Source organism: Streptomyces sp. NPDC002935 (assembly GCF_040611295.1).
Classification (GTDB): domain Bacteria; phylum Actinomycetota; class Actinomycetes; order Streptomycetales; family Streptomycetaceae; genus Streptomyces.
In genome coordinates, this window is record NZ_JBEXNW010000025.1 from 87,693 (window position 1) to 114,092 (window position 26,400).

The 26,400-nt window shown below is 71.3% G+C and carries 22 protein-coding genes and 1 pseudogene; 15 read left to right on the top strand and 8 right to left on the bottom strand.

Features of this window, described 5'->3' with window-relative positions; translation table 11 throughout:
- Positions 1-77: 77 nt before the first annotated feature.
- The gene (gene fusA, locus ABZX90_RS29340) at positions 78-2,186 is read left to right on the top strand and encodes an elongation factor G (protein WP_355209688.1); all 2,109 of its coding nucleotides are present in this window, start codon (positions 78-80) and stop codon (positions 2,184-2,186) included.
- Between the two features lie 134 nt (positions 2,187-2,320).
- Here the strand turns inward: fusA and ABZX90_RS29345 are convergent, their stop codons facing one another.
- Entirely contained in the window at positions 2,321-2,527 is a 207-nt protein-coding gene (locus tag ABZX90_RS29345) for a cupin domain-containing protein (RefSeq protein ID WP_351122943.1), read from the bottom strand.
- 1 nt (position 2,528) lies between these two features.
- On the opposite strand from ABZX90_RS29345, the gene ABZX90_RS29350 reads away from it, so the two are divergent.
- Together ABZX90_RS29350 and ABZX90_RS29355 are read left to right on the top strand one after the other, a co-directional pair.
- The gene (locus ABZX90_RS29350; RefSeq protein WP_355209692.1) at positions 2,529-3,191 is read left to right on the top strand and encodes a thiamine pyrophosphate-dependent enzyme; all 663 of its coding nucleotides are present in this window, start codon (positions 2,529-2,531) and stop codon (positions 3,189-3,191) included.
- Positions 3,192-3,211: 20 nt separating this feature from the next.
- Positions 3,212-4,099 (top strand): annotated as a pseudogene (locus ABZX90_RS29355) (Ldh family oxidoreductase); the annotation flags it as partial.
- 301 nt (positions 4,100-4,400) lie between these two features.
- Here ABZX90_RS29355 and ABZX90_RS29360 read toward each other — a convergent pair.
- Positions 4,401-4,835, bottom strand: coding sequence for a cupin domain-containing protein (locus ABZX90_RS29360; protein WP_351122952.1), 435 nt, complete (start codon positions 4,833-4,835; stop codon positions 4,401-4,403).
- A gap of 327 nt (positions 4,836-5,162) precedes the next feature.
- Between ABZX90_RS29360 and ABZX90_RS29365 the strand changes: the two genes are divergently transcribed.
- The 8 genes from ABZX90_RS29365 to ABZX90_RS29400 all read left to right on the top strand — a co-directional run bounded on the left by ABZX90_RS29365 (position 5,163) and on the right by ABZX90_RS29400 (position 13,080).
- Positions 5,163-5,813, top strand: a complete 651-nt coding sequence (locus ABZX90_RS29365) for a GntR family transcriptional regulator (protein WP_351122955.1) — start codon at positions 5,163-5,165, stop codon at positions 5,811-5,813.
- 75 nt (positions 5,814-5,888) lie between these two features.
- Positions 5,889-6,677 (top strand): PIG-L deacetylase family protein, encoded by a 789-nt coding sequence (locus tag ABZX90_RS29370; protein WP_351122958.1) that lies wholly within the window; start codon positions 5,889-5,891, stop codon positions 6,675-6,677.
- Positions 6,674-7,384, top strand: coding sequence for a 4-carboxy-4-hydroxy-2-oxoadipate aldolase/oxaloacetate decarboxylase (locus tag ABZX90_RS29375; RefSeq protein WP_355209697.1), 711 nt, complete (start codon positions 6,674-6,676; stop codon positions 7,382-7,384). Before ABZX90_RS29370 ends, ABZX90_RS29375 begins: the two co-directional genes overlap by 4 nt.
- Complete coding sequence (locus tag ABZX90_RS29380; protein WP_355209700.1) at positions 7,381-8,469, top strand: 4-oxalomesaconate tautomerase; 1,089 nt, start codon at positions 7,381-7,383, stop codon at positions 8,467-8,469. The genes ABZX90_RS29375 and ABZX90_RS29380 overlap by 4 nt, the downstream gene beginning before the upstream one ends.
- 9 nt (positions 8,470-8,478) lie before the next feature.
- Positions 8,479-9,429 carry a catechol 2,3-dioxygenase gene (locus ABZX90_RS29385; protein ID WP_351122964.1) on the top strand — a complete coding sequence of 317 codons (951 nt, stop codon included), beginning with the start codon at positions 8,479-8,481 and terminating at the stop codon, positions 9,427-9,429.
- 359 nt (positions 9,430-9,788) lie between these two features.
- Entirely contained in the window at positions 9,789-11,117 is a 1,329-nt protein-coding gene (locus tag ABZX90_RS29390) for an MFS transporter (protein WP_355209703.1), read from the top strand.
- 202 nt (positions 11,118-11,319) lie between these two features.
- Positions 11,320-12,096 carry a GNAT family N-acetyltransferase gene (locus ABZX90_RS29395; RefSeq protein ID WP_355209706.1) on the top strand — a complete coding sequence of 259 codons (777 nt, stop codon included), beginning with the start codon at positions 11,320-11,322 and terminating at the stop codon, positions 12,094-12,096.
- Positions 12,097-12,168: 72 nt separating this feature from the next.
- Entirely contained in the window at positions 12,169-13,080 is a 912-nt protein-coding gene (locus tag ABZX90_RS29400; RefSeq protein ID WP_351122972.1) for an NAD(P)-dependent oxidoreductase, read from the top strand.
- Positions 13,081-13,204: 124 nt separating this feature from the next.
- Here the strand turns inward: ABZX90_RS29400 and ABZX90_RS29405 are convergent, their stop codons facing one another.
- A complete protein-coding gene (locus ABZX90_RS29405) occupies positions 13,205-14,086 on the bottom strand; it encodes a GNAT family N-acetyltransferase (protein ID WP_355209709.1) in 882 nt (293 codons plus the stop codon).
- A gap of 228 nt (positions 14,087-14,314) precedes the next feature.
- Positions 14,315-14,578: a GlsB/YeaQ/YmgE family stress response membrane protein gene (locus tag ABZX90_RS29410; protein ID WP_351122977.1), complete on the bottom strand. Its 264-nt coding sequence runs from the start codon at positions 14,576-14,578 to the stop codon at positions 14,315-14,317.
- Positions 14,579-14,807: 229 nt separating this feature from the next.
- Between ABZX90_RS29410 and ABZX90_RS29415 the strand changes: the two genes are divergently transcribed.
- Positions 14,808-16,250, top strand: coding sequence for a hydrolase (locus ABZX90_RS29415; protein ID WP_355209712.1), 1,443 nt, complete (start codon positions 14,808-14,810; stop codon positions 16,248-16,250).
- Positions 16,251-16,317: 67 nt separating this feature from the next.
- Here the strand turns inward: ABZX90_RS29415 and ABZX90_RS29420 are convergent, their stop codons facing one another.
- Both ABZX90_RS29420 and ABZX90_RS29425 read right to left on the bottom strand, forming a co-directional pair.
- On the bottom strand, positions 16,318-19,044 hold the full coding sequence (locus ABZX90_RS29420; RefSeq protein ID WP_355209715.1) for a sugar-binding domain-containing protein: 2,727 nt from the start codon (positions 19,042-19,044) through the stop codon (positions 16,318-16,320).
- Between the two features lie 384 nt (positions 19,045-19,428).
- The gene (locus ABZX90_RS29425; protein WP_351122986.1) at positions 19,429-20,610 is read right to left on the bottom strand and encodes an ROK family transcriptional regulator; all 1,182 of its coding nucleotides are present in this window, start codon (positions 20,608-20,610) and stop codon (positions 19,429-19,431) included.
- A 200-nt stretch (positions 20,611-20,810) separates the two neighbouring features.
- Here ABZX90_RS29425 and ABZX90_RS29430 point away from each other — a divergent pair, with 200 nt between their 5' ends.
- A complete protein-coding gene (locus ABZX90_RS29430) occupies positions 20,811-22,265 on the top strand; it encodes an APC family permease (RefSeq protein WP_351122989.1) in 1,455 nt (484 codons plus the stop codon).
- Between the two features lie 193 nt (positions 22,266-22,458).
- On the opposite strand, the gene ABZX90_RS29435 is transcribed toward ABZX90_RS29430, so the two are convergent.
- Positions 22,459-23,166: a GNAT family N-acetyltransferase gene (locus ABZX90_RS29435; RefSeq protein ID WP_355209720.1), complete on the bottom strand. Its 708-nt coding sequence runs from the start codon at positions 23,164-23,166 to the stop codon at positions 22,459-22,461.
- A gap of 23 nt (positions 23,167-23,189) precedes the next feature.
- On the opposite strand from ABZX90_RS29435, the gene ABZX90_RS29440 reads away from it, so the two are divergent.
- Both ABZX90_RS29440 and ABZX90_RS29445 read left to right on the top strand, forming a co-directional pair.
- A complete protein-coding gene (locus ABZX90_RS29440; protein WP_355209723.1) occupies positions 23,190-24,725 on the top strand; it encodes an AMP-binding protein in 1,536 nt (511 codons plus the stop codon).
- A gap of 232 nt (positions 24,726-24,957) precedes the next feature.
- Positions 24,958-25,719, top strand: a complete 762-nt coding sequence (locus ABZX90_RS29445) for a metalloregulator ArsR/SmtB family transcription factor (RefSeq protein WP_351123340.1) — start codon at positions 24,958-24,960, stop codon at positions 25,717-25,719.
- A gap of 52 nt (positions 25,720-25,771) precedes the next feature.
- On the opposite strand, the gene ABZX90_RS29450 is transcribed toward ABZX90_RS29445, so the two are convergent.
- A complete protein-coding gene (locus tag ABZX90_RS29450; protein WP_351122998.1) occupies positions 25,772-26,212 on the bottom strand; it encodes an SPW repeat protein in 441 nt (146 codons plus the stop codon).
- Positions 26,213-26,400: the final 188 nt, after the last annotated feature.

Below are 26,400 nucleotides of genomic sequence, written 5' to 3' on the forward strand. Positions count from 1 at the left end.
CCCGCCACCGCCTGATCACAGGTGTGTCGTCCGGGAATCGCGCCGACCCGTTCCGATCGTCCGAAAGGCCCTGGGCCGTGCGTACCGACCTGCACCGTCACCTCATCGACCCCGTCACCAACCCCCTCGCCGCCGTCCGCAACCTGGGCATCCTCGCCCATGTCGACGCGGGGAAGACCACCGTCACCGAACGGATCCTGTACCTCACCGGCACCACCCACAAACGGGGCGAGGTCCACGACGGCACCACCGTCACCGACTTCGACCCCCAGGAACGCGACCGCGGCATCACCATCTTCGCCGCGGCCGTCAGCTGCGCCTGGGACGGCCACCGGATCAACCTGATCGACACCCCGGGCCACGTCGACTTCTCCGACGAGGTGGAGCGCTCGCTCCGTGTCCTCGACGGCGCCGTCGCCGTGTTCGACGCCGTGGCGGGCGTAGAACCGCAGAGCGAGTCGGTGTGGCGGCGGGCCGACCGGCACGGCGTCCCGCGGATCGCCTTCGTGAACAAGCTGGACCGAGCCGGCGCCGACCTCGACACCGCGGTCGCGTCGATCCGGGAACGGCTGCATCCGGCGCCGCTGGTCGTCCAGTTGCCGATCGGTACGGAGGAGTCCTTCACCGGTGTGGTGGATCTCCTGCGGATGCGCGCTCTGGTGTGGGCCGACGGTGCCGAGTCGGCCGACGAAGTCCCGGTGCCGCAGGGCCTGCTGGAGGAGGCCCGACGGCGACGACGGCTGCTGGAGGAGGCGGTGGCGGAGCTCCACCCGGTGGCCCTGGAGGAGTTCTGCGCCCGCTTCACCCTCTCGGCACAGACCCTTTCGACGGCGCTGCGCGACCTGACCAGTACCGGCGAGGGCGTGGTGGTGCTGTGCGGTTCGGCCTACCGCAACCGGGGGATCGAACCGCTGCTGGAGGCCGTGGTGGCCTACCTGCCCTCGCCGCTCGACGTGCCCGCCGTCCGTGGCACGCACGGCGGAGCGGAGCAGGAACGGGCGGCGGACCCCGAAGCGCCGTTCGCGGGGCTGGTGTTCAAGGTGAACGCCACCGCCACCGGACGGATGACGTATCTGCGTGTCTACGCGGGCACGGTGGAGAAGGGACAGGCGGTGATGGACGTGGGCACGGGACGCACCGAACGGATCGGACGCATTCTGCGGGTCCGGGCCGACCGCCACGCGGAGCTGGAGCGCGCGGTGGCCGGTGACATCGTCGCCGTGATCGGGCCGAAGACCGCCCGGGCCGGGGCGACGCTGTGCGCCCCCGCGGCGCCCCTGCTCCTCGAACCGCCGGTCGTCGCCGATCCGGTGGTGTCCGTGGCGGTCGAGGCACGCAGGAGCACCGAGACCGACCGCCTGGTGTCGGCGCTGACGCGTCTGGTCGAGGAGGACCCCTCGCTGGTCGTCCGCACCGACTCCGAGACCGGGCAGACGGTGCTGTCGGGCATGGGGGAACTGCATCTGGAGGTGGCGGTGGAGAAGATCCGGCGCTCCCACGGGCTCGACGTCGCCGTCGGGCGGCCGAGGGTGGCCTACCGGGAGACGGTGGCCCGCGGGGTGTCGGGTCTGGTGTACCGGCATGTCAAACAGGACGGCGGCGCCGGGCAGTTCGCCCATGTCGTCCTCGACGTGCAGCCGCTGGGGACCGACCCGGACGGCGCCGAGGGGAGTCCGGCGGGCTTCACGTTCCGATCGGCTGTCGTCGGTGGCCGGGTGCCGCAGGAGTACGTCCGTGCCGTGGAGGCCGGCTGCCGGGACGCGCTCGCCGAGGGTCCCCTCGGCGGTCACCCGGTGACCGGGCTGAGCGTCACCCTCACGGATGGGGCGACCCATGCGAAGGACTCCTCGGAGATGGCGTTCCGCACGGCCGGCCGGCTCGGGCTCCGTGAGGCGCTGCGCGCCAGCGCCATGCTCCTGCTGGAACCGGTGGTCGAGGTCACGGTCACCGTGCCCGAGGACGCCGTGGGCGGGGTGCTCGGCGACCTCGCGGCCCGGCGCGGCCGGGTCTCGGGCTCGCTCGCCCGTGGGAGCACGGCGGTGATCACCGCCACCGTGCCGCTGGTCGAACTCTTCGGCTACGCGACCCGGTTGCGCAGCCGGACGCAGGGCCGGGGTGTCTTCACCACCCGGCCCACCGGCCTCGCGCCGGCCCCGGCGCCCTCGCAGGGGGCACCGGCCCGCTAGCCGCGTGCCGGCCCGCACCTGAAGACGGCCCCGCCCTCATGAGGGCGGGGCCGTCCTCCCCCCGGCGGGGGTCGGGACCGTACTCGCCGAGGAGAGAGCCGCCGCCTCGTCCCCCGGCCTCGTGCGCCGAGCGCTCAGCCCATCTGGTCCTCGTCCGAGAGGTGTTCGACCGTCTTGCCGGTCGCGGTGAACGTCCGGGTCACATGGCCCGAGGAGTAGACCCACAGGATGCGCAGCGGGCCGTCGCCGATGTTCCTGAAGAGATGGGGGACGGGGGAGGGCACGTAGGTGGTGTCGAACCGCTCCAGCTTCGTCACCTCGCCGTCGACGACCCCGGCCACCGTGGCCGCCGTCACCGCGCGGCGCGCGGCGCACGAGGAGCGGCACGCGGACGAAGAGGCCGCGATCGCGGCGGCCGAGGCGAAGGCGGCACAGGCCGAGGGCATCGACCCGGTGCACGTGGCCGCCACGCTGCGGAGGCTGCTCGACGGGCAGGACGCCGTCGTCGTCGACGAGACCATCACGCACAGCCGCGTCGTCAAACGCCATACGCAGACCGCCGACCCCGACTCGTACTTCTATGTGCAGGGCGGACTCGGCCAGGGCATCGCGGTCGCGCTCGGCGTCAAACTCGCCGCGCAGGAGCGTCCGGTGGTCCTCACGATCGGCGACGGGGCCTTCGCGTACAACCCGGTCATCCCGTCGTACGACGCCTCGAACGCCTACGGCCTGACGCTGCTGATCGTGGTCTTCAACAACCGCGTCTACAAGTCGATGAACCTCAACCACCGCAGGTTCTACCCCGAGGGCGCGGCGGCCGACACCGGCGAGTGGCTGGGCACCGACCTGCGCCGACTCCCCCGACTCGCGCAGTTCGCCGAGCCGTTCGGCATGCACACCGAGACCGTCGACGCGCCGGACGCGCTCGCCCCCGCCCTGGAGCGCGCGCTCAAGGCCGTGGCGGAGGGCACCACCGCCGTCGTCGACGTTCTCGTCACCCGCTGATCCAGGAGGCACCCGCCACCATGACCGACACCCCAACGCCCGGGCCGGGCAAGGTACTCGTCCCCGCCGAGGAGCTGCGCGGCTTCGCCGCCGCCCTCCTGGAGAAGGGCGGCCTGCGCCCCGAGCATGCCCGTACGACCGCCGAGGTGTTCGTCTGGGCCGCGCTGCGCGGCGTCGACTCCCACGGCACCGCGCGCGTCCCCGCCTACCTGGAACTGCTCGCCAAGGGGGTGGCCAACGCCCGTCCCGAGATCACGGTCGAGTCGAGTACCGGGGCCGTCGCCGTCCTCGACGCCGACCGCGCGCCCGGCCCGGTGGCCCTCACCGCCGCCGCCGAGGAGGCGGTCACCCGGGCCAGGGCGAGCGGCATCGCGGCCGTCGGGGTGCGCCGCACCGTGCACACCGGCGCGATCGGCTACTACGTCTCGAAGATCGCCGAACAGGGCCTGATCGGCATCGCGTTCGTCGCCGGCATGCCCAACATGGGCTACACCGGGGTCAAGGGCGCGGCCGTCGCGACCAGCCCGCTCGCCGTCGCCGTACCCGCCGAGAGCCATGCACCACTGCTCCTCGACATGGCCACCGCCACCATCGCCCTGGGCAGGATCCGGCAGGCCAGGGCGAGCGGAACCCCGCTGCCCGAGGGGGCCGCCGCCACCGAGGACGGCACCCCCACCACGGACCCGGACAAGGCCGTCATGCTGCTGCCGCTGGGCGGCGCCAAGGGGTCCGGCATGTCGCTCGCCTTCGAGTTGCTCACCAGCGTGCTCGTTGGCGCGCCGATCTTCGCCGCCTTCCACTCCGACGATCCCGAGGGCCGCAAACACCGCCAGAACGCCCTGCTCGTCGCCATCGACCCGGCGGCCTGCGGCGACGCGGACGACTTCACCGCGGCGGTCGACGCCACGCTCGCCACGCTCAAGGCACTGACCCCGGCGGACGGGGCAGGGCGTGTTCTACCCGGGCGAGTGCAGCGCGGCGGTGGCCGCTCGGCGCGCGGGCGAGGGGGTGCCCGTGGCGGCCAAGGTGTGGCGCGAACTCACGGAGAGCGCCGCCAGGTTCGGCATCGCACCGCCCGAGGTCCAGGGGTAGGACCCCAGCACAGCACAGGCCCTCCACCACGGGGGATGGAGGGCCGGCAACCCGGCGTGCGACGCGGCGGCGGAGCCGCGTCCGGCCGACCCGCCGTTCGCCGGGCGTCCTCGGACGCTACTGGAAGGGGCAGCCGGGGTTCGGGGCGTCCTCGGAGAGGGGTGCGCCGTGCGGCAGTACATAGAGGACGTCCAGGACCAGCGGCTTCGTGCCGAGGTTGCGTCCGATGTGGACGTTCGTGGGGCCGGGCGGCTCGGTGAGCGAGTCGCCGGTCCGGTAGAGGCCGTCCTTCGCGCACGTCGAGTCGAAGTGGCTGAGGGTGCCCTGCTTGACGTAGCCGTACAGCGGGCCGTCGTGGTAGTGCCAGCCGGTCGCCTGGCCGGCCGGAATGGTGATCTCCCGGAGGATGTAGTCCGTGCCGCCGACGGTCCTCTGCGCGATGACCCTGCCACTGACCCCGGGGCCCGGGGGAGTCGCGTGCGCGGGAACGGCGACGAGGGACAGGCACAGGGCCGCGACCCCTGCCGACCCGGTGCGGAGCGAGGCGCGCATTCGGTAAGTCCCTTCGCTCGAAGGTGAGTTGGCGTTCCGCTGTGGACTGTGACGCAGATGCGCCCGGGACTCCCGGCGTTCGGGCGATCGGTGCGCGGAGAGGGGCGGGCCGCCGCAAGCCCCTCGGGCCGCGGCGGTCGCAGTTCATGGTGGGGCCGCCACCCACGCGCCACAACCCGGTGGACGTGGAGGACGGAGCGCCCGACCGGTCGCGCTCGGGTACGAGTGGAGCCGCCGAAGTGTGTCGGCAACATACCGAACAAAATTGTTGACAATCTTGTTGGTCTAGATTTACGTTCGACAGGCACTCACTCAGGGAGGGCAGCAATGCAGACGGAAGCCCGTCCAGGCACCGGCGAGCAGGCCAAGCAGCACGCGTTGGTGCAGCTGCGGCAGGCGATTCTGCGCGGAGAGATGGCACCGGCCCAGCGGCTGGTGGAGAACGAACTCGCCGAACAGTTCGGTGTCACCCGGGCCAGCGCCCGGGCGGCGCTGATCGAGCTGGAATCGGAGGGACTGGTCGAGCGGATCCGTAACCGCGGGTCACGCGTCCGGGTGGTCACCGTGGAGGAAGCGGTCGCCATCACCGAGTGCCGTATGGCGCTCGAAGGCCTCTGCGCCGCCAAGGCGGCCGCCCTGGCCACGGACGACCAGCTCGCCGAACTGGCCGACCTGGGCGCCGCCATGACCAAAGCGGTCGCCGACGGCGAACCGGTGACCTACTCCGAGCTCAACCACGAAGTACACGCCCGGATCAGGGAGTTCTCCGGCCAGCGGACGGCCGTGGGACTCCTGGAACGGCTCAACGCCCAACTGGTGCGCCACCGGTTCCAGTTGGCGCTGCGTCCCGGTCGTGCGCAGCAGTCCCTGAGTGAACACCTGGCCATGATCGAGGCGATCGCGGCCAGGGACCCGCAGGCGGCCGAAGCGGCCGTCCGCGCTCACCTCGGCAGTGTGATCGAAGCGCTGCGCGACTGACGTGTCGCGCGGCGACGCGCGGTACGACGGACAGCCGAGGCGGGCGCCCACCTGTCCACCAAGGAGATTGCTGCAATGACGCACGGCAACGCGCCCGCCGCCCCCGAGCCCTCGGCCCCACCCGGCCAAGGGGGACGCCCCGCACGGTCGACCCTGGTCGTCACCGCGCACGCCGGAGACTTCGTGTGGCGGGCCGGGGGAGCCATCGCCCTGGCCGCCTCCCGGGGGGAAAAGGTCACCATCGCGTGCCTGACCTTCGGCGAGCGCGGCGAGTCCGCCAAGGCCTGGCGTGCGGGCAAGAAGCTCGACGAGATCAAGGCGATACGCCGCGAGGAGGCCGAGAAGGCCGCCGCCACCCTCGGTGCCGAGGTCCGCTTCTTCGACGCGGGCGACTACCCGCTGACCGCCACCGCCGAGCTCACCGACCGCCTGGTGACGGTCTACCGCGAGACCCAGCCGGACGTCGTGCTCACCCACCCGGCCGAGGACCCGTACAACGGCGACCACCCGGCCGCCAACCGTATGGCGCTGGAGGCCCGTGTCCTCGCCCAGGCCATCGGCTACCCCGGCGAGGGCGAGATCATCGGCGCCCCGCCCGTTTTCTACTTCGAGCCCCACCAGCCGGAGATGAGCGGCTTCAGGCCCGAAGTGCTCCTCGACATCACCGAGGTGTGGGAGACCAAGCGCAAGGCGATGGAATGCCTCGGCGCCCAGCAGCACCTGTGGGACTACTACACCGACCTCGCCGTACGCCGCGGGGTCCAGCTCAAGCGCAACGCCGGCCCCAACCTGGGCCTGGCCCACAAGACCATGGCCGAGGCGTACATGCGTCCCTACCCGCAGATCGCGAAGGAACTGGCATGAGCGGCGTGATCGTCACCGGCCCGCCGAAGCCGGACGCGAAGGACGTCGAGGCGATCGCCGGATACGGCACCGCGACGGTGCACGAGGCGATGGGCCGCACCGGTCTGCTCGGCACCCGTCTGCGCCCCATCCAGCAGGACGTCCGCGTCGCGGGCACCGCGGTCACCGTGCTGTCCTGGCCCGGCGACAACCTCATGATCCATGCCGCCGTCGAGCAGTGCGGCGAGGGCGACATCCTGGTCGTCACCACCACCTCGCCCTCCACCGACGGCATGTTCGGCGAGCTGTTCGCCACCGCGCTCCACCGGCGCGGTGTACGCGGCCTGGTCATCAACGCCGGCATCCGGGACACCGCCGAACTGCGCGAGATGGGCTTCCCCGCCTGGTCCGCCGCGGTCAGCCCGCAGGGCACCGTGAAGGCGACCGGCGGCTCCGTCAACGTTCCGGTGGCCCTCGGCGGGCAGATCGTCCGGCCCGGAGACGTGATCCTCGCCGACGACGACGGTGTGGTGTGCGTGCCCCGCGAGGACGCCCGCCGGGTCGCCGAGGCGTCCGAGGCCCGCGAGCGGAAAGAAGCGCTGGCCCGCGCCGCCTTCCTCGAAGGCGAACTCGGCCTGGACCGCTACGGGTTGCGCGAGACCCTCGTACGCCTGGGCGTGACGTACACGTCCTACGACGAGTACGTGCGGGACGGAGCCGCGCCGTGAGCGGGCCCGAAGGAGTGCGCTGCATGCTCCTGCGCGGCGGCACCTCCAAGGGTGCCTACTTCCTGGCCGGGGACCTGCCCGCCGACACCGCCGAACGCGACGACCTGCTGCTGCGTGTGATGGGGAGCCCCGACCCGCGCCAGATCGACGGCCTGGGAGGTGCCCACCCGCTGACCAGCAAGGTGGCCGTGGTCTCGGTCTCCGCCGACCCCGCCGCGGATGTCGACTACCTGTTCCTCCAAGTCGCCGTCGAGAAGGCGGAGGTGTCGGACCGTCAGAACTGTGGCAACATCCTCGCCGGGCTCGGCCCGTTCGCCGTCGAGCGCGGGCTGGTCGAGCCGGGGGAGGGCCGTACCTCGGTACGTATCCGCATGGTCAACTCGGGGGACCTGGCGGTCGCGAGCTTCCCCACCGAGGGCGGGCGCGTGGTCTACACGGGCTCCGCCGAGATCTCCGGGGTGCCGGGGACGGCGGCGCCGGTGGTGATCGAATTCCCGCAGGGGAGCAGCCCGTTGCTGCCCACCGGCCGCGCCCGGGACCTCGTCGCCGACACCCCGGTGACCTGCGTGGACAACGGCATGCCGACCGTGCTGATCGCCGCGTCCTCGCTGGGCGTCACCGGGTACGAGTCTCCCAGGGACCTGGAGGAGGATCTGGCGCTGGCCGACCGGCTCCGCGAGATCCGGCTGGAGGCGGGCAAGTTGATGGGTCTCGGCGACGTCGAGCACGCCACCGTACCCAAGCTGACCCTGCTCGCTCCGCCGCGCGACGGCGGTGCCGTCATGACCCGCACCTTCATCCCGGTGCGCTGCCACACCTCCATCGGCGTCCTCGGCGCCGCGAGCGTCGCCGCGGGGCTGCGCGTGGAAGGCGGCGTCGGGCACGCCGTGGCACACCCGCCGGAACGGGGCGACCGGCTGCGTATCGAACACCCCACCGGATTCCTCGACATCGAAGCAGCTGTCGAGTACGGCCCCGGGGCCGCCGCACCCGTGGCCCGGCGCACCGCCGTCGTCCGCACCGCACGCAAGATCTTCGACGGCACGGTCTTCCCCCGGCCGGCCGGAGCCGCACATCACCCTTAAGGAGGCCCCATGGCCCCGCCGCTCGGCGACATCGCCCACCTCGGGCACGTCGAACTGCTCACCCCCGACCTGGACGCCAGCGTCCGCTTCTTCACGGACTACCTCGGCCTGACCGAGAACGGCCGCTCCCAAGACTCCGTCTATCTGCGGACCTGGGACGACTACGAGCACCACAGCCTCACCCTCACCGCCCACACGACCTCGGGCATCCGCCGCACCGCCCTGCGCGCCTCCAGCGAGGAGGCCCTCCAGCGCCGGGTCAAGGAGATCGAGAGCGCGGGCCGCGCGGGCCGCTGGGCGGACGACGAGCCGGGTCTCGGCCCGGTCTACGTCACCACCGATCCCGACGGCCACGAACTCGCCCTGTACTGGGAGAGCGAGTGGTACCAGGCGCCCGACCATCTGAAGCCCGGTCTGAAGAACCAGCCGCAGGCCAAGCCCGGCCACGGGGTCGGTGTGCGACGCCTGGACCACGTGAACTTCCTCGCCTCCGACGTCGCCTCCAACGGGGACTTCGTCCGTGACGCGCTCGGGGCCCGCCCGACCGAGCAGATCCAGCTCGACAGCGGCAGGATCGCCGCCCAGTGGCTGACGTTCAGCAACAAGTCGTACGACGTCGTCTACACGGAGGACTGGACGGGTTCGAGCGGGCGCCTGCACCACATCGCGTTCGCCACGGACACCCGTGAGGACATCCTGCGCGCCGCCGACCTCGCCATCGACACCGGTGTGTTCATCGAGACGGGCCCGCACAAGCACGCCATCCAGCAGACGTTCTTCCTGTACGTCTACGAACCCGGCGGCAACCGCATCGAGCTGTGCAACCCGCTCACCCGCCTCGTCCTCGCCCCCGACTGGCCCCTGGTCACCTGGACCGAGAACGAGCGGAAGAAGGGCCAGGCCTGGGGCCTGAAGACCATCGAGTCCTTCCACACCCATGGCACGCCGCCCATCGGCTGATCGGCACCCGGGGAAGCCGCCCACCGGCCCGACGGCCGTTGGGGCTGCTTGTCGGCTGAAACACGCTCGGCGGCTGTCCGCCGGGTGATGGACTGAGCGACCAATTCCGGCCAGAACAGGCATGCGGGCGGCACCGGACTGGGTGCCGCCCGCACCCGCTTCACCTGGTTCTCAGCTTCCGGTGCGACGGTCGCGGAGGGTGGCCGGATTGTTTCCTGGATTGTTGACAAAAGCGTTGACACTCTGGGAGTTCACTCCTTAGCGTCTGTCGCACCATCGGGTCAGCCGCACGAGCCGCGTCGACCCGCATCCCCGATCCCCTTCCAGGGCCCACGCCTCCTGGACGAGAGGAAACAACGATGTCCTCCTCCCTCGCCCTGCCCGCTCGCGGCGGCGGCAGACTGGCCGCGATCGTCGTCGGCCTCTGCTGGCTGGTCGTCCTGTTCGACGGCCTCGACATGTTCATCTACGGCTCCGTGCTGCCGCACATGCTGGAGACCAAGGCCCTCGGCATCGACCCGGGCAAGGCCGGCGACGTCGGCTCCTACGCCACCTTCGGCATGCTGATCGGCGCCCTGTCCTCCGGCACCGTCAGCGACTGGGTCGGCCGCAAGAAGACGATCGTCGTGTCGACCGCCGTGTTCTCCCTGGCGTCCGCGGTCTGCGCCTCCGCTTCCAGCCTGGACGTCTTCAGCCTCGGCCGCTTCCTGGCCGGCCTCGGCCTCGGCGGCCTGCTGCCGAGCGCGATCACCATGGTCACCGAGTACGCCCCGCGGGGCCGCCGCGCCCTGATCGTGGGCTCGCTGATGACCGCCCATCAGGCCGGCGGCATCGTCGCCGGATTCGTGGCGCTCGGGACGGGCGACTGGCGCGTCTCCTTCTGGATCTGCGTGATACCGCTGTTCATCGGGGTGCCGCTGGCGGCCGTGTTCCTGCCCGAGTCGATGGCCTTCCTCCAGGCCAAGGGCCGCACCGACGAGGCCCGCGCGCTCGCCGACCGCTACGGCGTCGACCTGGCCGCCCGCGCAGAGGAGCGCCAGGCCGCGGTCGACCGCTTCAGCGCCCTCACCGCCCTGTTCCGCGGCGGCCGGGGGGCCCAGACCCTGCTGTTCTGGATCGCGTCCTTCGGCGGTCTCCTTCTCGTCTACGGCGTCTCGCAGTGGCTGCCCTCGCTGATGAAGGCCAACGGCTACAACCTCGGCTCCTCGATCGGCTTCGTCATCGTCATCAACCTCGGCGGCATCGTCGGCATGCTGATCGGCGGACGCCTCACCGACAAGTTCGGCGGCTCGATCATCTCCGCGATCTGGTTCGGCGCCACCGCCATCGGCATCTACTCCCTCAGCTTCAAGATGGCGCTGCCCCTCACCTACACCGTCGTCTTCCTGACCGGCATGTTCCTCTTCAGCGCCCAGGCGATGATCTACGCCACGGTGGCGCACCGCTCCGAGGACGACAACCGTGCCACCGCGGTCGGCTGGACCTCCGGCATGGGCCGCTTCGGCGCCGTCTTCGGCCCCTGGCTCGGCGGTCAGCTGCTCGCCACCGGCTCGACCACCGCGGGCTTCACCGCCTTCGCCCTCGCGGGCGTCTTCTCCCTGGTGTTCGTCAGCCTGACCGGCCTGCGCCGCGTCCAGGTGACGCCCCCGAGCCCCGCGCGGCCCCAGGAACTGGCCGCCGCCGGCTGATCGGGACGGCGTGGGACCAGCGCCCGGGCGGGGCCTGACGAAGGGTCCGCCCGGGCGCTTCCGTGTCCCGGGGCCGCGGCGGCTGCGAGGGGTCGCGCACCACGGCGTGCTTCCCGACGGCCGGGCCACCGTGTCCTTCCCGACCACCGGTGGACCACTTATTCCCGTTGCCCCGTTCGTCCCGGGATGCTGGAGTGACCCCATGGATCACGTTGCGGTACTGGCCCTGTTCGACCGGGACATGCGGGAAGGCGCGCGGCCCGACGCGCCGGGCGCCCGGGTGGAGCGCGTCGACAAGGTGGTGCGCCAGGTCGGCGCCGACAAGGGCTGGAACGGCGTGCTCTGGTCCGACCTCGACGAGACGAGCGCCGACGCGGCCATCGCCGGGCAGGTGCGGTTCTTCTCCGGACTCGGGGGAGGGTTCGAGTGGAAGCTGTACGGGCACGACCGGCCGGAGGACCTGGGGCAGCGGCTGCGGGCCGCGGGATTCACCGCCCAGCCCGAGGAGACACTGATGATCGCCGAGCTGGCCGACCTGGCCCTCGACGTCGAACCGCCCGAGGGCGTACGGCTGCTGCCGGTCACCGACCGCGCGGGCGTCGACCTCGTCGCCGACGTCCACGAGCAGGCCTTCGGCGCGGACAGCACGCTCCTGCGGCACCAACTGCTCGCCCAGCTCACGGGTGACGCGGACACGGTCGTCGCCGTCGTGGCCCTCGCCGGCGACGTCCCCGTCAGCGCGGCCCGTATGGAACTCCCGCCGGGGGCCCGGTTCGCCGGGCTGTGGGGCGGCGGCACCGTCGAGGCCTGGCGGGGCCGCGGCATCTACCGTGCCCTCGTCGCCCATCGCGCCCGTGTCGCGGCGGAACGCGGCTACCGCTACGTCCAGGTCGACGCCTCCAGCCAGAGCCGCCCCGTCCTCGCCCGGCTGGGCTTCCAGCCGCTCACCACGACGACACCGTACGTCTACGAAGCGTGACGCGCCGGCGGCGGTTCGGCGGAGCGGCCGGGCCGATGTCACATCCCCGCCTCAGCGATCCGTCGCATCGGCATGACGACGAACCAGAGCATCCTCCTGGCCGGTGCGAGCGGCGTTCTCGGCCGGCACATCACCGCGGCCCTGACGGAAGCGGGCCACCAGGTCACCGGCCTCGGCCGTGGCCCCGCCAACGGCGTCCGGGCGGATCTGACGGACCGCGACGCACTGCTGCGCGCCGTCGACGGACAGCACTACGACACGGTCGTCCTGGCCGCGACAGCGCTGCGCAAGCCGCCGTTGCGCCACCGCGACATGCACGCGACCGATGTCCTGCGCGTCGACGGCACCGCCCACCTCATCGAGGCCGCGCGGGCCACCGGCGCACGCCGGCTGGTCGCCGAGTCGATGGTCTTCGGGTACGGATTCGGCGACCACGGGGACCAGGTCGTCACCGAGGCCGACGCCTTCGGGCCCGAGGGGGCCACGCCCGGACTGGAACGGCACATCGCGGCCATGCGCATCAAGGAACGGCTCACCTTCGAGGCCGCCGGACTGGACGGGATCGCGCTGCGTTTCGGCCTCTTCTACGGCGCGGGCGGCACCGACGCCCTGCTGCCCCTGCTGCGCAGGCGGCAGCTCCCCGTGGCCGACGACCACGGCCGGGTCCTGCCCTGGGTCGATCTCGCCGACGCGGCGCGCGCGGTGGCGGCCGCGGTGGAACGCGGACGCCCGGGGGAGGCGTACAACATCGCCGACCGCGCCCCGCTGGGCTTCGCGAGCCATGTCCGGGCCGTGGCCGAGGAGTTCGGCCTGCCGAAGCCGATGACCGTACCGCTGTGGATGATGAAGCCCATGGCGTACGCGCACGTGGTGATGCGGACGACGCTGCGGGTGTCGTCGGCGAAGGCGGAGCGGGAACTGGGCTGGACGCCCGCGTACCCGTCCACCTACGACGGTCTCGCCGCGCTCAGGGCGGCCGCCTGACCTGAAGCCTCTCGGTGGCGGCGACACCCTGAACGCGGCCTCTCGCCAACGGCACCGAGACGAGAAGCACGCCACCCGCCGCGCCTCGGACTCCATGCCCCCTTGGGCGCACACCTCGGGCGCCTCAGAGGTCCAGTCGGTACTCCAGCGTCCGGTGGGTGGGCCGGTAGCCGAGCGTGTCGTTGATGCCGATCATGGGCGCGTTGCTGTCGGCCGTGTCCGTCAGCAGGCCGGTCAGCTCCGGGTAGCGCAGACGGGCCAGACGGATCGACTCCGCCTTCATCCACAACCCGAGACCGTGGCCGCGGTGCTCGGGCAGGACGCCCGTTCCGTAGTGCTGGGCGTCGCCCCGGCCGTCACCCGGCACGACGAGTTCCGAGAACCCGGCGATCGAGCCGTCCGAGCGGTCCACCACGGCCACCGTGTGGAGCGCGTCGCCCCGTTCGCTGACGACCTCGGCCACCGCCACGACCCGCTCCACGTCCCAGACGTCGATTCCCTGGTCGCTGTCCTCCATCGGCATGTCGTCCATGGCCCGCCGGGAGTCGGCGTAGGTGGGCGCCAACTCGGTCGGCACGACGCCGTCCCAGTGCGTCAACTCGTAGCCGGAATGCGGGCGTTCGGTGATCCCGGTCACGGCCCGGAGGTCCAGTTCCGGCAGCGGGAGGCGTGCGAACGTCAGGGCCAGCACCCGGCGGAACCCGCGCGCAGCGAGAAACCGGTCGCCGGGAGAGTCGGCCCTGGCCTCGGAGACCAGTGACCGCCGCCCGTCGCCGCGCGCGGCGACCACGGCGGCGTCCAGGAGAGCGCCGCCCACTCCCTTTCGCCGTTCGGCGGGGTGTACGGCGATCTCCAACTCGGCGCGATGGTCCTGCCCCTCCTTGGTGAACAGCCGGAGGTACGCCGAGCCCACCGGGGCCCCTTCGGCGTCCGAGGCCAGCCAGGCCAGACGTCGGCTCGACGCGGTGGGCTCGGGATCGGTCAACGGCGTGATGCGTGGCGGCAAGGTCTCTCCGTGGCGTCGGACGTACGGGTGCGAAGCCCGCAGAACCTAGCCGCACGGGAACGCGCTCCGCAACGGAATTCGACCGCCGCCGCACAGCGCACCCGGCGATCCCCGTCGTGAGCCCGAACGGTCAGCCCCGAACGGTCAGCCCCGAACGGTCAGCCCCGAACGGTCAGCCCCGAGCGGTCAGCCCCGACTGTTCGGCCCCGCCCCGTCACCGTCCGCCGATCAGCGCCGCCCCCTCGTCCGGTCCAGTGCCGCGACGCCCAGTGCCGCCAGGCCGATCTGGATGAGCCACTCGATCCAGTCGACGCCCTTGGTGTCGGCGACGCCGAACGCGGCGGCGACCCCCGACCCGATGAACGCGGCCACGATGCCGACCGCGATCGTCCACAGGATGCCGATGCGCTGGCGCCCCGGCACGGCGAGCCGGCCCAGTACACCGATGATGATGCCGATGAGGATGGCACTGATGATGCCCGAGATCTCCATCTCCGCCCCTCTTGGTCGGTCCCCCGATGTTATGTATCTGCCCCCTTCCGGCGGAGCCAGTCCGCTCCCGGGCACGCACCCCGTGACGGCCAGGTCCGGACTCTGGGCAGCCGCCATTTGGTCATGTACCGTTCAAGAATCTGTCGTGCGGAGGACGGCCAACTTCCGTTCTACGCGCGCAGACTTGGCGCCCGCACCGCCTCTCCCCACCCTGACGGAGGTTCGCCGGATGCTCGGATTCAGGAAGTCCCGCCACAGACTCACCACGGCGCTGGCCGTGTTCGGACTGCTCGTCACGGCCGCCGCCCTCCAGGCGGCCACCGTCACCCCCGCCCACGCGGCCACCCCCCACCGCGTCCTGTTCGACAACGGCCACGCCGAGACCGCGGGCAACGCCGACTGGATCGTCTCCACCAGCCAGCCCGACCCACTCGGCCAGGACTCCACCCCGTCCGCCGAGACCGACTGGACCGGCGCGCTGTCCTCGTGGGGCGTCGCCCTGCAGAAGACGGGCAACTACAGCCTCAAGACGCTGCCTTCGGGCTCCAGCCTCACCTACGGCGGTACGGCCGCGACCGACCTGTCGAACTTCGACGAGCTGGTGCTGCCCGAGCCCAACACGCTGTTCACGACCGCCGAGAAGACCGCCATCATGACGTTCGTCAAGAACGGCGGCGGCCTCTTCATGATCTCCGACCACACCGGCGCCGACCGCAACAGCGACGGCTATGACGCGGTCGAGATCTTCAACGACCTGATGACCAACAACAGCGTCGACAGCACCGACCCGTTCGGCTTCTCCATCGACTCGCTGAGCATCAGCTCCGACTACCCGAGCGCCATCAGCGACAGCACCAACACGATCCTGCACGGCTCCTTCGGCACCGTCACCAAGAGCCTGATCGCCAGCGGGACGACGGCCACGCTCAAGCCGGCCGACAACGCGGCCGTCAAGGGTCTGCTCTACCGGACCGGCTACTCCGGGAACACCGGCGCGTTCTTCGCGACGAGCACCTTCGGCAGCGGCAAGGTCGCCTTCTGGGGCGACAGCTCACCGATCGACGACGGCACCGGCCAGTCCGGCAACACGCTGTACGACGGCTGGAACGACACCGGCGCCACCAACGCGGCGCTCGCCCTCAACGCCACCGACTGGCTCGCGGGCACCAGCAGCGGTGGAGGCGGCGGTGGCGGCACGTGCACGGCCGCGCAGCTGCTCGCCAACCCCGGCTTCGAGTCCGGCGCCACGTCATGGACCGCCACCAGCGGTGTGATCACCAACAGCTCCAGTGAGGCGGCGCGCACCGGCTCGTACAAGGCATGGCTCAACGGCTACGGCTCGGCCAACACCGACACGCTGTCCCAGGCGGTGACCATCCCCTCCGGCTGCTCGGCCACCGTGAGCTTCTATCTGCACGTGGACACGGCCGAGACGACCACCAGCACCGCGTACGACACGCTCAAGGCCCAGGTCGTCAACAGCAGCGGCACCGTGCTGTCGACCCTGGCCACCTACTCGAACCTGAACGCCGCGTCCGGGTACACGCAGCGCACGTTCAGCCTCGGCACCACCTATGCCGGGCAGACGGTCACGATCAAGTTCACCGGCGTCGAGGGCTCCACGCTCCAGACGTCCTTCGTCGTCGACGACACGGCGCTCAACGTGAGCTGATCACGACCAGAACGAGGGGCGGGCCCGGGACCGGGCCCGCCCCTCGTTCTGCGGGGACCGCGCCGCTCTACCGGGCCCGGACCGTCCGCTCCGGCGTGTTCCACCCGGAGATCCGTACCCCGGGGGTGGCTCCGTGCAGATCGGCCGTCCGGTAGGTCGCCGTCAGCGTCGCCGACTCGCCCGGCCACAGGCTCACCTGGTTGTCGGACCACCGCACTGGCAGCACCGGCCTGCCCTTGGCGTCCACGAGATGCGCGTCGGTGAGGAGCGACGGTGTCCTCCCGGTCCCGTCGTTCCGCAGGGTGACCTTCGTCGTGGAGGTCCCGTCAGGCCCGGAGGAGGTCGACACCGAGGCCGAAACCGGCACACGCGTCATGGAGTTGAGCCCCTTGAGGTCCGCGTAGCTCGTCGTCGGTGTGTAGTACCAGTCGGTGTTCGCCCAGTCGATGGTGTCCGGCCGGGTCGACAGCCAGTAGACGTTGCGGCTGACCTCCTTGCCCCCGGCGTCGCTCAGGACCAGCCGCGCCAGATACGTCGTCGAGAGGCCGCTCACCGAGGACGGCACCGTGAGCGCGGTGGTGCGCGCCCCGTCGCCGCCCACGGCCACGCCGGTCGCCGTCCTGTCGTACTTCTGTGTTCCGTCGGTGTTGAACAGCGTGACGCGCGCGGTGAGACCGGTCGCGGCCGCGTGCCGGTTGTTCACCACGACGACGGACCGGTTGTCGTACGAGTACTGGACGTGCAGGGGCTCGTTGGCCTTCTTCGCTCCGAAGTAGGCCCCGCCCTGGTCGAGGTAACGGTCCATCAACTGCCAGTGCAGCGAGGTCCATCCGCTGTTGAGCATCCAGTGCACGACTCCGGTCGACGGCTTGGAGGAGTCGGTGGCGTTGCGCCCGTAGGCCTCGAACTGCGCCCGCACGCTCTCGTACTGGGCGAGCTGCGCCTTGCGCACGTAGTCGGTGAGGCCGGTCGGGGCGCCGTAGCGGCCCGCCAGGGCGGCGTCGTAGATCTTGAGGGTGCCGAAGACCGGGGACGGTGAGCGGTGGTACTGCCTGGCGTCCGGGTTCTTCCAGAGGGTGTCCAGCTCGGCGGGCGACATCATGCGGTGCAGCGTGTCGAGGGTGGGGATGTCGGGTCCCGCGCCGGTCTCGGAGTTGAAGCCGGTGGCGCCGCCCTCCCGCTTGGCGTACCAGTAGCCCGGCGGGATCCAGTCGTAGGGCCCGGTCATCTTCATGCCCGAACTGCCGGACACGGGGGAGGACTTGTCGGAGGCCGCGGCGACCACCGGGGTCGGCCAGTCGGCGGCCTTCAGCGCGTCGAGGTAGTTCTTCTCGATCCTGGCGTCCGGCGCGAAGTCGCTGCCGATGAGGAAGGAGATGACGCTCGGGTGGTCGCGCAGCCGGGCGGCCTCGGCGGCCATCGACGCCTTGGCGACCGGGTAGTCGGCGGCGCTCCACGGGTCGCCGGTCTCGCTGCCGTTGACCTGTCCCTCCCACTTGTCGCAGCACTCCCAGCCGGGCAGGGTGAGCATGCCGTAGCGGTCGGCGAGGTCGAAGAACTCGTCCGGCTCGATGTGTCCTTCGAGGCGGACGGTGTTGAGGCCCAGATCGAGGGCGTACTTCAGCCGGTCCTCGACGTAGGTGCGGTCCCAGCGCAGGAACTCGTCCGGCGACCAGCCGGCGCCCTTGATGAGCAGCCTGCGGCCGTTGACGCTGTACTGCCGGGCGCCGGCGGAGTTCAGGGGCGCCTTCACCTCGCGGACGCCGAAGTCCTCGTGTGCGGTGTCGGAGGGGGTGCCGGCGACGGAGGCAGTCAGATCGAGGCCGTACAAAGGCTGCCCGCCCATGCCCGCCGGCCACCACACCTTCGGTTCCGTCAGGTGCAGTCCGGGAACGTCCGACGGGGTGAAAGTGACGGCTCTCGTCTCGTGGGCCGCGAGCGGGACGCTCTTCGAGAAGGACACCGAGCCGATGCGGCCGGACACCGTGGCGGTGACGGCCGAGCCGGTCTCGTTGCGTGCCCGTGCCTTGACGGTGAGGTCCGCGGAGCCGAGCGAGGGGACGTCGAGGGCGGTCACCACATGCGCGTCGCGCAGCGCGACCGGGCCGCCTCGGCGGACGAGGACGTCACGGACGATGCCCATGTTCTGGTCGGGCGGCGGCTGGAGCCAGTCGATCCAGCCCATGGTCAGGTTCTTGTTCGGGTCGTTGGGCCGGATACGGAAGGCGACCGTGTTGGTGCCCGCGCGCACCAGCGAGGTGATGTCCAGCTCGTGGTGCGTGTAGGCGCCGGCCACCTCGGCGGCGTCGGCGACCTGGCGGCCGTTGACGTAGACGTCCGCCGCCGAGATCACGCCGCTGAAGTCCAGCTGGCTGCGCTCGGAGGTGTCGGCGACGGTGAAGTCCGAGCGGTACCACCACGGCACGGCGAAGTCGGCCTTCGGGATCTTCTGCAGGTTCGTCGAGTAGAACGGATCCGCGTAGGTCCCGTTCGCGAGGAGCGCCGCGAGAACCGTGGAGCGGGAGCCGGCCGGGTACCAGCCGCTCGCCGGATAGCCGGGGCTGGAGATGTCGGCCGCCGCGTCGGGGACCTCGGCGCTGGACTGGATCGCGTACCCCGACAGAGCCGTGGCGCTGCCCGGGGCGGAGGCCACCGGCGTGACGCGGACGTGTGGCGCGGCGGCCGTTCGGGGGTCGGGCCCGTCGGCCCAAGCACTCGCGGAGAGGGTGCACAGGAGGCCCAGGGCGACGGCGGCCGTGCCGAGGTGCCGTCGGGAGGCAGGGCGGTGGAACACGGTGGTCTCCTTGGGAGGTGGGGGAGCATCCGCGCTTCGACACTGCAAGTTAGGAAACTTTACTAACTCGGCCCACAAGCTAGGCCGCTGAGTAAGTCATGTCAATCACCGACGGGCCGGGCCGACCCTGTTCGGCCCCCGGAACCGGGCGTCCTACTCGGCCACCACGACCCACCTCACGCCGAAACGATGCTCCTCGCGCCGACCGAAACGATGCTCCTCGCGCCGACCGAAACGACGGTCCTCGCGCCGACCGACCCGAAGGTGCTTGGGTCGGCCGTGCCGACCGTGCCCGCGCCGACCCTCCTGGCGCCGACAGGGACAACCCGCGCCGGCCGTGCCAACCGCGTCGGCCCTGCCTACCGTGCCGGGCGCCGCCCTGGTTCAGGAGGCCGACCTGCGCTCGAACACCACATCGCGCGCCGTCCCCAGCGCGGTAGCCACCGCGCCGAGCAGTACCGCGTCCTCGCCCAGTCGTCCGGGCGCGATCCTCGGGCGCAGGGGCGTGAGGGTGCGCAGGGTCTCGCGGACGGGCCGCAGCAGCAGGTCGACGCTGTGGCCGACCCCGCCGCCCAGAACCACCAGATCGGGATCGAGTACCGCCGCCGCGGCCGCCACCGTGTGCGCGATCCTCTCGCCCTCCAGCCGGACCGCCTCGACCGCGGGTCCGTGCCCCTCCCGCGCCGCGTCGAAGACGGCCTTCGCGGTGAGCTGCCCGGTCATGCCGAAGTGCCGGGCCGCTTCGACGACGGCCACGCCGGACACCGCGTCCTCCAGGGTCTCCGGCTTGTGCTGCCCCGGCCACGGCAGGAAACCGATCTCGCCGGCCCCGCCGTGCGCCCCCGTGAACAGCCGTCCCTCGCTGACGACCCCCATGCCGAGGCCGGTGCCGATCATGATGTACGCGAACAGCCGGCTGCCCGCGCCGACCCCGTAGGTGTACTCGCCGAGCGCCGCGAGGTTCGCGTCGTTGTGCACCTCCAGCGGGATGCCCAGCTCCTCCCGCATCCGGTCGAACAGACCCGCCCGCCCCCACCCGGGCAGGTGCATCGCGTACCGCACCCGGCGCTGCTTCTCGTCGTACACGCCCGGCGTGCCCACGACGGCGTGGGCCACCTCGTGCGCGTCGACGCCGGAGTTGGCGACGACCTGGTGGGCGGTGGAGACCACGAGGTCGGCCATGGCCCCGGAGGTGCGGGCACGGTTGCGGACGTCGGCGCGCGCGACCACCGCGCCGTCCAGATCGGCGACCGCCACGCGCAGCCAGCTGCGGCCGATGTCGATGCCGAGCGCGTACCCGGCGGCGGGGTCGGGGGCGTACAGGACGGCGACGCGGCCGCGCTCGGGCGTGTGCGTGCCGACCTCGTGGACCAGTCCCGCCCCCTCGAGCGCGGCGAGCGCGCTGGAGACCGTCGGCTTGGACAGACCCGTCTCGCGGGCGAGCTGGGCGCGCGAGGCGGCACCCCCGGTGCGCAGCCGGTCGAGGAGCAGTCGCTCGTTGGTGCTGCGCAGCCGCCGACGGTTCCAGGGCTGTTCGGGCTGCTCTGCGGCGTCGCTGGCGGGCATCGCACCATTCTCACTCATTCGTGACACCCCCTTGACGCATCTAGTAAGGCTCCTTAACTTTATCGCCCAGTCAGCCTCGCCGGGCGAGCCGAGGGGAGCCCAGCGCCGGCCGGTCACCCGCCGCCCTTGATTCCGTCGGCCGCCGCCCAGGCCGGTCGTCACCTCGTACCTCTCCCCGCGTCCTGTCCTGAGGAGGACCCATGTCCGGTAGCCCGCCACCCACCGGCGGTTTCGTCCGCCGCGTCGGCCTGTTCCAGGCCACCGCCATCAACATGAGCCAGATGTGCGGCATCGGGCCGTTCGTGACGATCCCGCTGATGGTCGCCGCGTTCGGCGGTCCGCAGGCGGTCATCGGCTTCGTCGCGGGCGCCGTCCTGGCGCTCGCCGACGGGCTGATATGGGCCGAACTGGGCGCGGCGATGCCCGGCTCCGGCGGCAGTTACGTCTATCTGCGCCAGGCCTTCCAATACCGCACCGGACGCCTGATGCCGTTCCTGTTCGTGTGGACGGCGATGCTCTTCATCCCGCTGATCATGTCCACCGGCGTGGTCGGCTTCGTCCAGTACCTGGGCTATCTGGCCCCCGACATGGGGAAGACCACCGGCGACCTCGTCGGACTCGGCATCGTCGCCCTGGTCGTCCTCCTGCTGTGGCGGGGGATCGAGCACATCGCGCGGATCACCGCCGTCATGTGGGCCGTGATGATCACCTCGGTCCTCCTGGTGATCGTCGCCGCGGCCACCGACTTCAGCGCCGACCTCGCCTTCAGCTACCCGGCAGGGGCCTTCGAGCTGTCCGGCAGCCACTTCTGGGTCGGCTTCGCCGCGGGCCTGACCATCGGCATCTACGACTACCTCGGCTACAACACCACCGCGTACATGGGTGCCGAGATCAAGGACCCCGGCCGCACCCTGCCCCGCTCGATCATCTACTCGATCCTCGGCATCATGGCGATCTACCTGCTGCTCCAGATCGGCACGCTCGGCGTCATCGACTGGCACCGGATGACGGACCCCGGCGACATCGCCTCCACCTCCGTGGCCTCGGCCGTCCTGGAGGAGACCTGGGGCAAGGGCGCCGCCGACACGGTCACCGTCCTCATCCTCATCACCGCGTTCGCCTCGGTCTTCACCGGCCTGCTCGGCGGCTCACGGGTGCCCTACGACGCCGCCCGCGAACGCGTCTTCTTCCGCCCCTACGCCAAACTGCACCCCAAGCACCGCTTCCCGATGCTGGGCCTGGCCACCATGGGCGTCATCACGGCGATCGGCTTCCTGATCGGCCGTCACACCGACCTCGCCACCCTCATCCTGCTGCTGACCACGGTCATGGTGATCGTCCAGGCGCTGGCCCAGGTCGTCGCCCTGTCGGTGCTGCGCAAGCGGCAGCCGGGTCTGCGCCGCCCGTACCGGATGTGGCTCTACCCCGTGCCGAGCTTCCTCGCCCTCGCCGGCTGGCTCACCATCTACGGATACGCGGACAAGAACTCCCCGGGCCGTCACCCCATCGAGTGGTCGCTGGCCTGGCTCGCCCTCGGTCTCGTCGCCTTCTTCGTCTGGGCACGTCTGGAGAAGGTGTGGCCCTTCGGCCCGAAGGAGGTCACCGAGGAGTACCTGACGGCACCGGCTCCGGAGGCGGAGCCCGCCGGGGCGTGAGAGCACGGGAGCCCCTGGACACCTGACGCCCGGGGCGGGAGCCCCTGGACAACTGACGCCGGGGGCGCCCGCCGGGATCCGACGCCGCGCGCGGGGTCGCCGGAACCCGCCGGCCCCCCGCCGACGGCCACTCGGCGGCGGCGGGGGGCCGCGCGCACCAGGTCGGTCATCGCCGGGCCGCCGGAGCGTGCCCTCACCCGCCGTGCGGGCCGTCGTCTCCGAGATGGCTCCAGGTCCGCAGGACGACATCGCGGCCCTTCGTCGTACGGACGACGGGCTCGTCGGCGGCTAGTACGAAGCCCGTCGCCTGCGCGACTCCCTCGCTCGCGGTGTTCCCGTCCTCGATGCACAGCACGACGCGCCGCCCGCCGACGTGGCGGTGCGCGAAGTGCACGACGAGCCGGACCGCACGGGTCGCGAGCCCCCGGCCCCGGTAGGCGGCCCCCACGCCGTACGCGAGCTCGACGTCCCGCTCGTCGGCCGAGCCGGGGAACAGCAGGATCTCGCCCCGAGGCCGCTCACCGTCCGTGGTGATGGCCAGTTGTACGGCCCGCCCCTCGGTGCACTTCTGCTCGGCCGCCGCGAGGTAGGCGAGTGCCGCCTCGGTGTCGAAGGGCGAGGCGACCGGCGTCCACCGGTCGATCTCGGGATCGTCGTAGAGCGCGACGAGATCCGCGACATCGTCGTCGGACCACTCACGCAGGTGCAGCCCCAGCCCCTCGATACGCAGCGGCCCGGGGAAGTCGAACGTCGGTCGGCTGTCCATCGGACGATCGTGACGCGTCGAGCGGGCGACGGCCAAGGAGGCCGGGACACGCACATGGATACGGACACGGCGGTCCGGGACCACTTGGAGGTTGTCCGGATACACGGAGGCGTGGCCAGGATAGAACTGGGACATCGTCCGATCGTCGGGAGGCCGTGATGCTCGTCCCCTTCGGGGCCCGTGATTTCCTGGACCGCGCCGTCACCGTGTACGGCGACCGCGTCGGCGTCGTCGACGAACCGGACCAGCCCGCCGAGCCCTGGGAGGGGCTGACGTACCGGCGCGTCGGGGAGCTGGCCAGAGCCCAGGCCGCCGGGCTCGACGCGCTGGACGTCCCGCACGGCGCGCGCGTGGCCGTCGCCTCGCCCAACAGCGCCAGGCTGCTCACCTCGTTCTTCGGGGTCAGCGGCCACGGCCGGGTCCTCGTGCCCGTCAACTTCCGTCTGACGGCCGACGAGGTGAGCTACATCGTCGAGCACTCGGGCGCGAGCGTCCTGCTCGTCGACCCCGAGCTGACCGACCGCCTCGCGGGAGTGAGCTGCAAGCACCGCTTCACGCTCGGTGCCGCGGCGGACGCCGAGCTGTACCGCTTCGACACCGAACCCCGTCCCTGGCAGGCGGACGAGAACGCCACCGCGACGATCAACTACACCAGCGGAACGACGGCCCGGCCCAAGGGTGTGCAGATCACGCACCGCAACATCTGGGTCAACGCCACGACCTTCGCCCTGCACGCGGGTGTCACCGACCGCGATGTGTATCTCCACACCCTGCCCATGTTTCACGCGAACGGGTGGGGGATGCCCTTCGCGATGGCGGGCCTCGGCGTACGGCAGATCGCGCTGCGCAAGGTCGACGGGGCGGAGATCCTGCGCCGGGTGGCCGAGCACGGGGTGACCGTGATGTGCGCGGCGCCGGCCGTCGTCAACGCCGTGCTGGCCGCCGCCGAGTCCTGGGACGGCGAGATCCCCGGCCGTGACCGGGTGCGCATCATCGTCGCCGGAGCGCCGCCGCCCACCAAGACCGTCGCACGGGTCGAGTCCCTGCTGGGCTGGGAGTTCATCCAGATCTACGGCCTCACCGAGACCTCACCCCTGCTCACCGTCAACCGCACCCGTTCCGAATGGGACGACCTCGACGCGCAGGCCCGCGCCGAGAAGCTGGTCCGCGCCGGCGTCCCCGCGCTGGGCGTGACCCTGCGCACCGCCGCCGACGGCGAGATCCTCACGCGCTCCAACGTCGTCCTGGAGGGGTACTGGGAGCAGCCGGCGGAGACCGAACGGGCGCTGGCCGACGGCTGGTTCCACACCGGCGACGGCGGATCGATCGGCGAGGACGGCTATCTGACGATCAGCGACCGGAAGAAGGACGTGATCATCACGGGCGGTGAGAACGTGTCCTCGATCGAGGTGGAGGACACGCTCTTCAGCCATCCGGCGGTCGCCGAGGTCGCGGTGATCGGCGTGCCGCACGAGAAGTGGGGCGAGACCGTCAAGGCGCTGGTGGTCCTCGCGGCGGGCGCGGAGGCGACGGAGAGCGAGCTGATCCAGTACTGCAAGGAGCGCCTCGCCGGGTACAAGGCACCGACCTCGGTCGAGGTCCGCAGCGAGCTGGCCCGGACGGCCACCGGCAAGCTCCAGAAGTACAAGCTGCGCGAGCCGTACTGGGAGGGACGCGACCGAGGCGTCAACTGACCCTTTCCCCTGGTCACCGATCACCGATCATCGGCCGCCCGGACGGCCGGCTCACCCGGCGTACCGCCGAAGGCCTGGCTCGTAGGCCAGCCATCGCCTCCACCGAGACTCACCACCGACCCCCGACCGAACCCGGGGCCGCCGGTGACGGCAGGCCCTCGGGTCCTCGGTGTTTGACATGCAAGTGATTGCCTGCATAACGTTGGGTGTGCGATCAGAGAGCGACTCCGGAATGGACCAGGTCTTCAAGGCGCTCGCCGACGGGACCCGGCGAAGACTCCTCGACCGGCTTCACGGGCACAGCGGGCAGACACTCGGCGATCTGTGCGAACACATCGACATGACACGCCAGTCGGTGACGCAGCACCTGGCCGTTCTGGAGGCCGCCAACCTCGTCAGCACCGTGCGGCGGGGGCGGGAGAAGCTGCACTACTTGAATCCGGTGCCGCTCCACGAGATCCAGGAGCGGTGGATCGACAAGTTCGAGCGCCCGCGGCTGCGCGCGCTCAGCGCTCTCAAGGAACGAGCCGAGGAAGCCATGACCGACAAGCCGAACTTCGTCTACGTCACCTACATCCGGAGCACACCCGAGAAGGTCTGGGACGCGCTCACCGACGCCGATCTCACCGCCGCCTACTGGGGCCACAGCAACGTCTCGGACTGGCGGGCCGGATCCCGCTGGGAGCACCGGCGTACGGACGGCTCCGGCATCGCCGACGTGGTCGGGACCGTGGTGGAGAGCGAGCGCCCGACCCGCCTGGTGACCACCTGGGCGGCTCCCGAGGGCGACACGGACACGTACTCCCGCGTCACCTTCGACATCCAGCGGCACGCCGACATCGTGCGGCTGACGGTGACGCACGACGATCTGCCCGACGAGGGCGCGCTGCGTGACGCCGCCTCCGGCTGGGCCGCGGTGCTGTCGAACCTGAAGTCCCTGCTGGAGACCGGCAGTCCGTTGCCCCAGGAGCCGTGGCTCATGCCGGGCCACTGAAGCGGGCGCGGGCGCGGGGGACGGATGCCGGGCGCCCGCACCCGGCCCTGGGCTACATCCGGCGACCGCTTCTGTCCGCCGTGAGCGCGCACAGCGCACCGAGTGCCACGGCCAGGGCGCCGATGATGATGCTGTTGAGCGCTACTCCGGTGTCCGGGCTGGTGCCGACGATCCACGGCGAGATGATCATCCATGTGCCCATCGCGCAGATCGCCCAGCTCAGGCCGTACATCCTCCCTGGTGTGACGGTGAATCCAAGAGCCAGAACGCCGATCGCGATCCCCATGATCAGGTTGTGCGTGGTCAGGTCGGGCTGGCTCGTCGTGTAGTGGAGTATCCACGGGGACGCGGCGCAGTACAGGCCGAGCAGGAACACCGGCCCGTCCACGAGCGCCACATCGCGACCACCGATCACGCGCTCGTACCGGGCGCGCATTTCGGACACATCAGGGTGGCTGGTGATGTCGCCACCGGTATGTGAGACGTTGGCCATGACTCGTCTCCTTCGATCGGTTCCGATCTCCACGGCCCGACCGCGCCCGAAGTGGTTGGCGGTCGCTGCCGCGCATCACCATTCTGCGCTTATTTCATCCTTATGTGTAGGGATGTCGCGTTCGTTCTGATCAGGGGTGGCGCGCTCGGCGAAGCGTCCCCCGGCTCGTCGTTCCGCCGGTCCTGTGG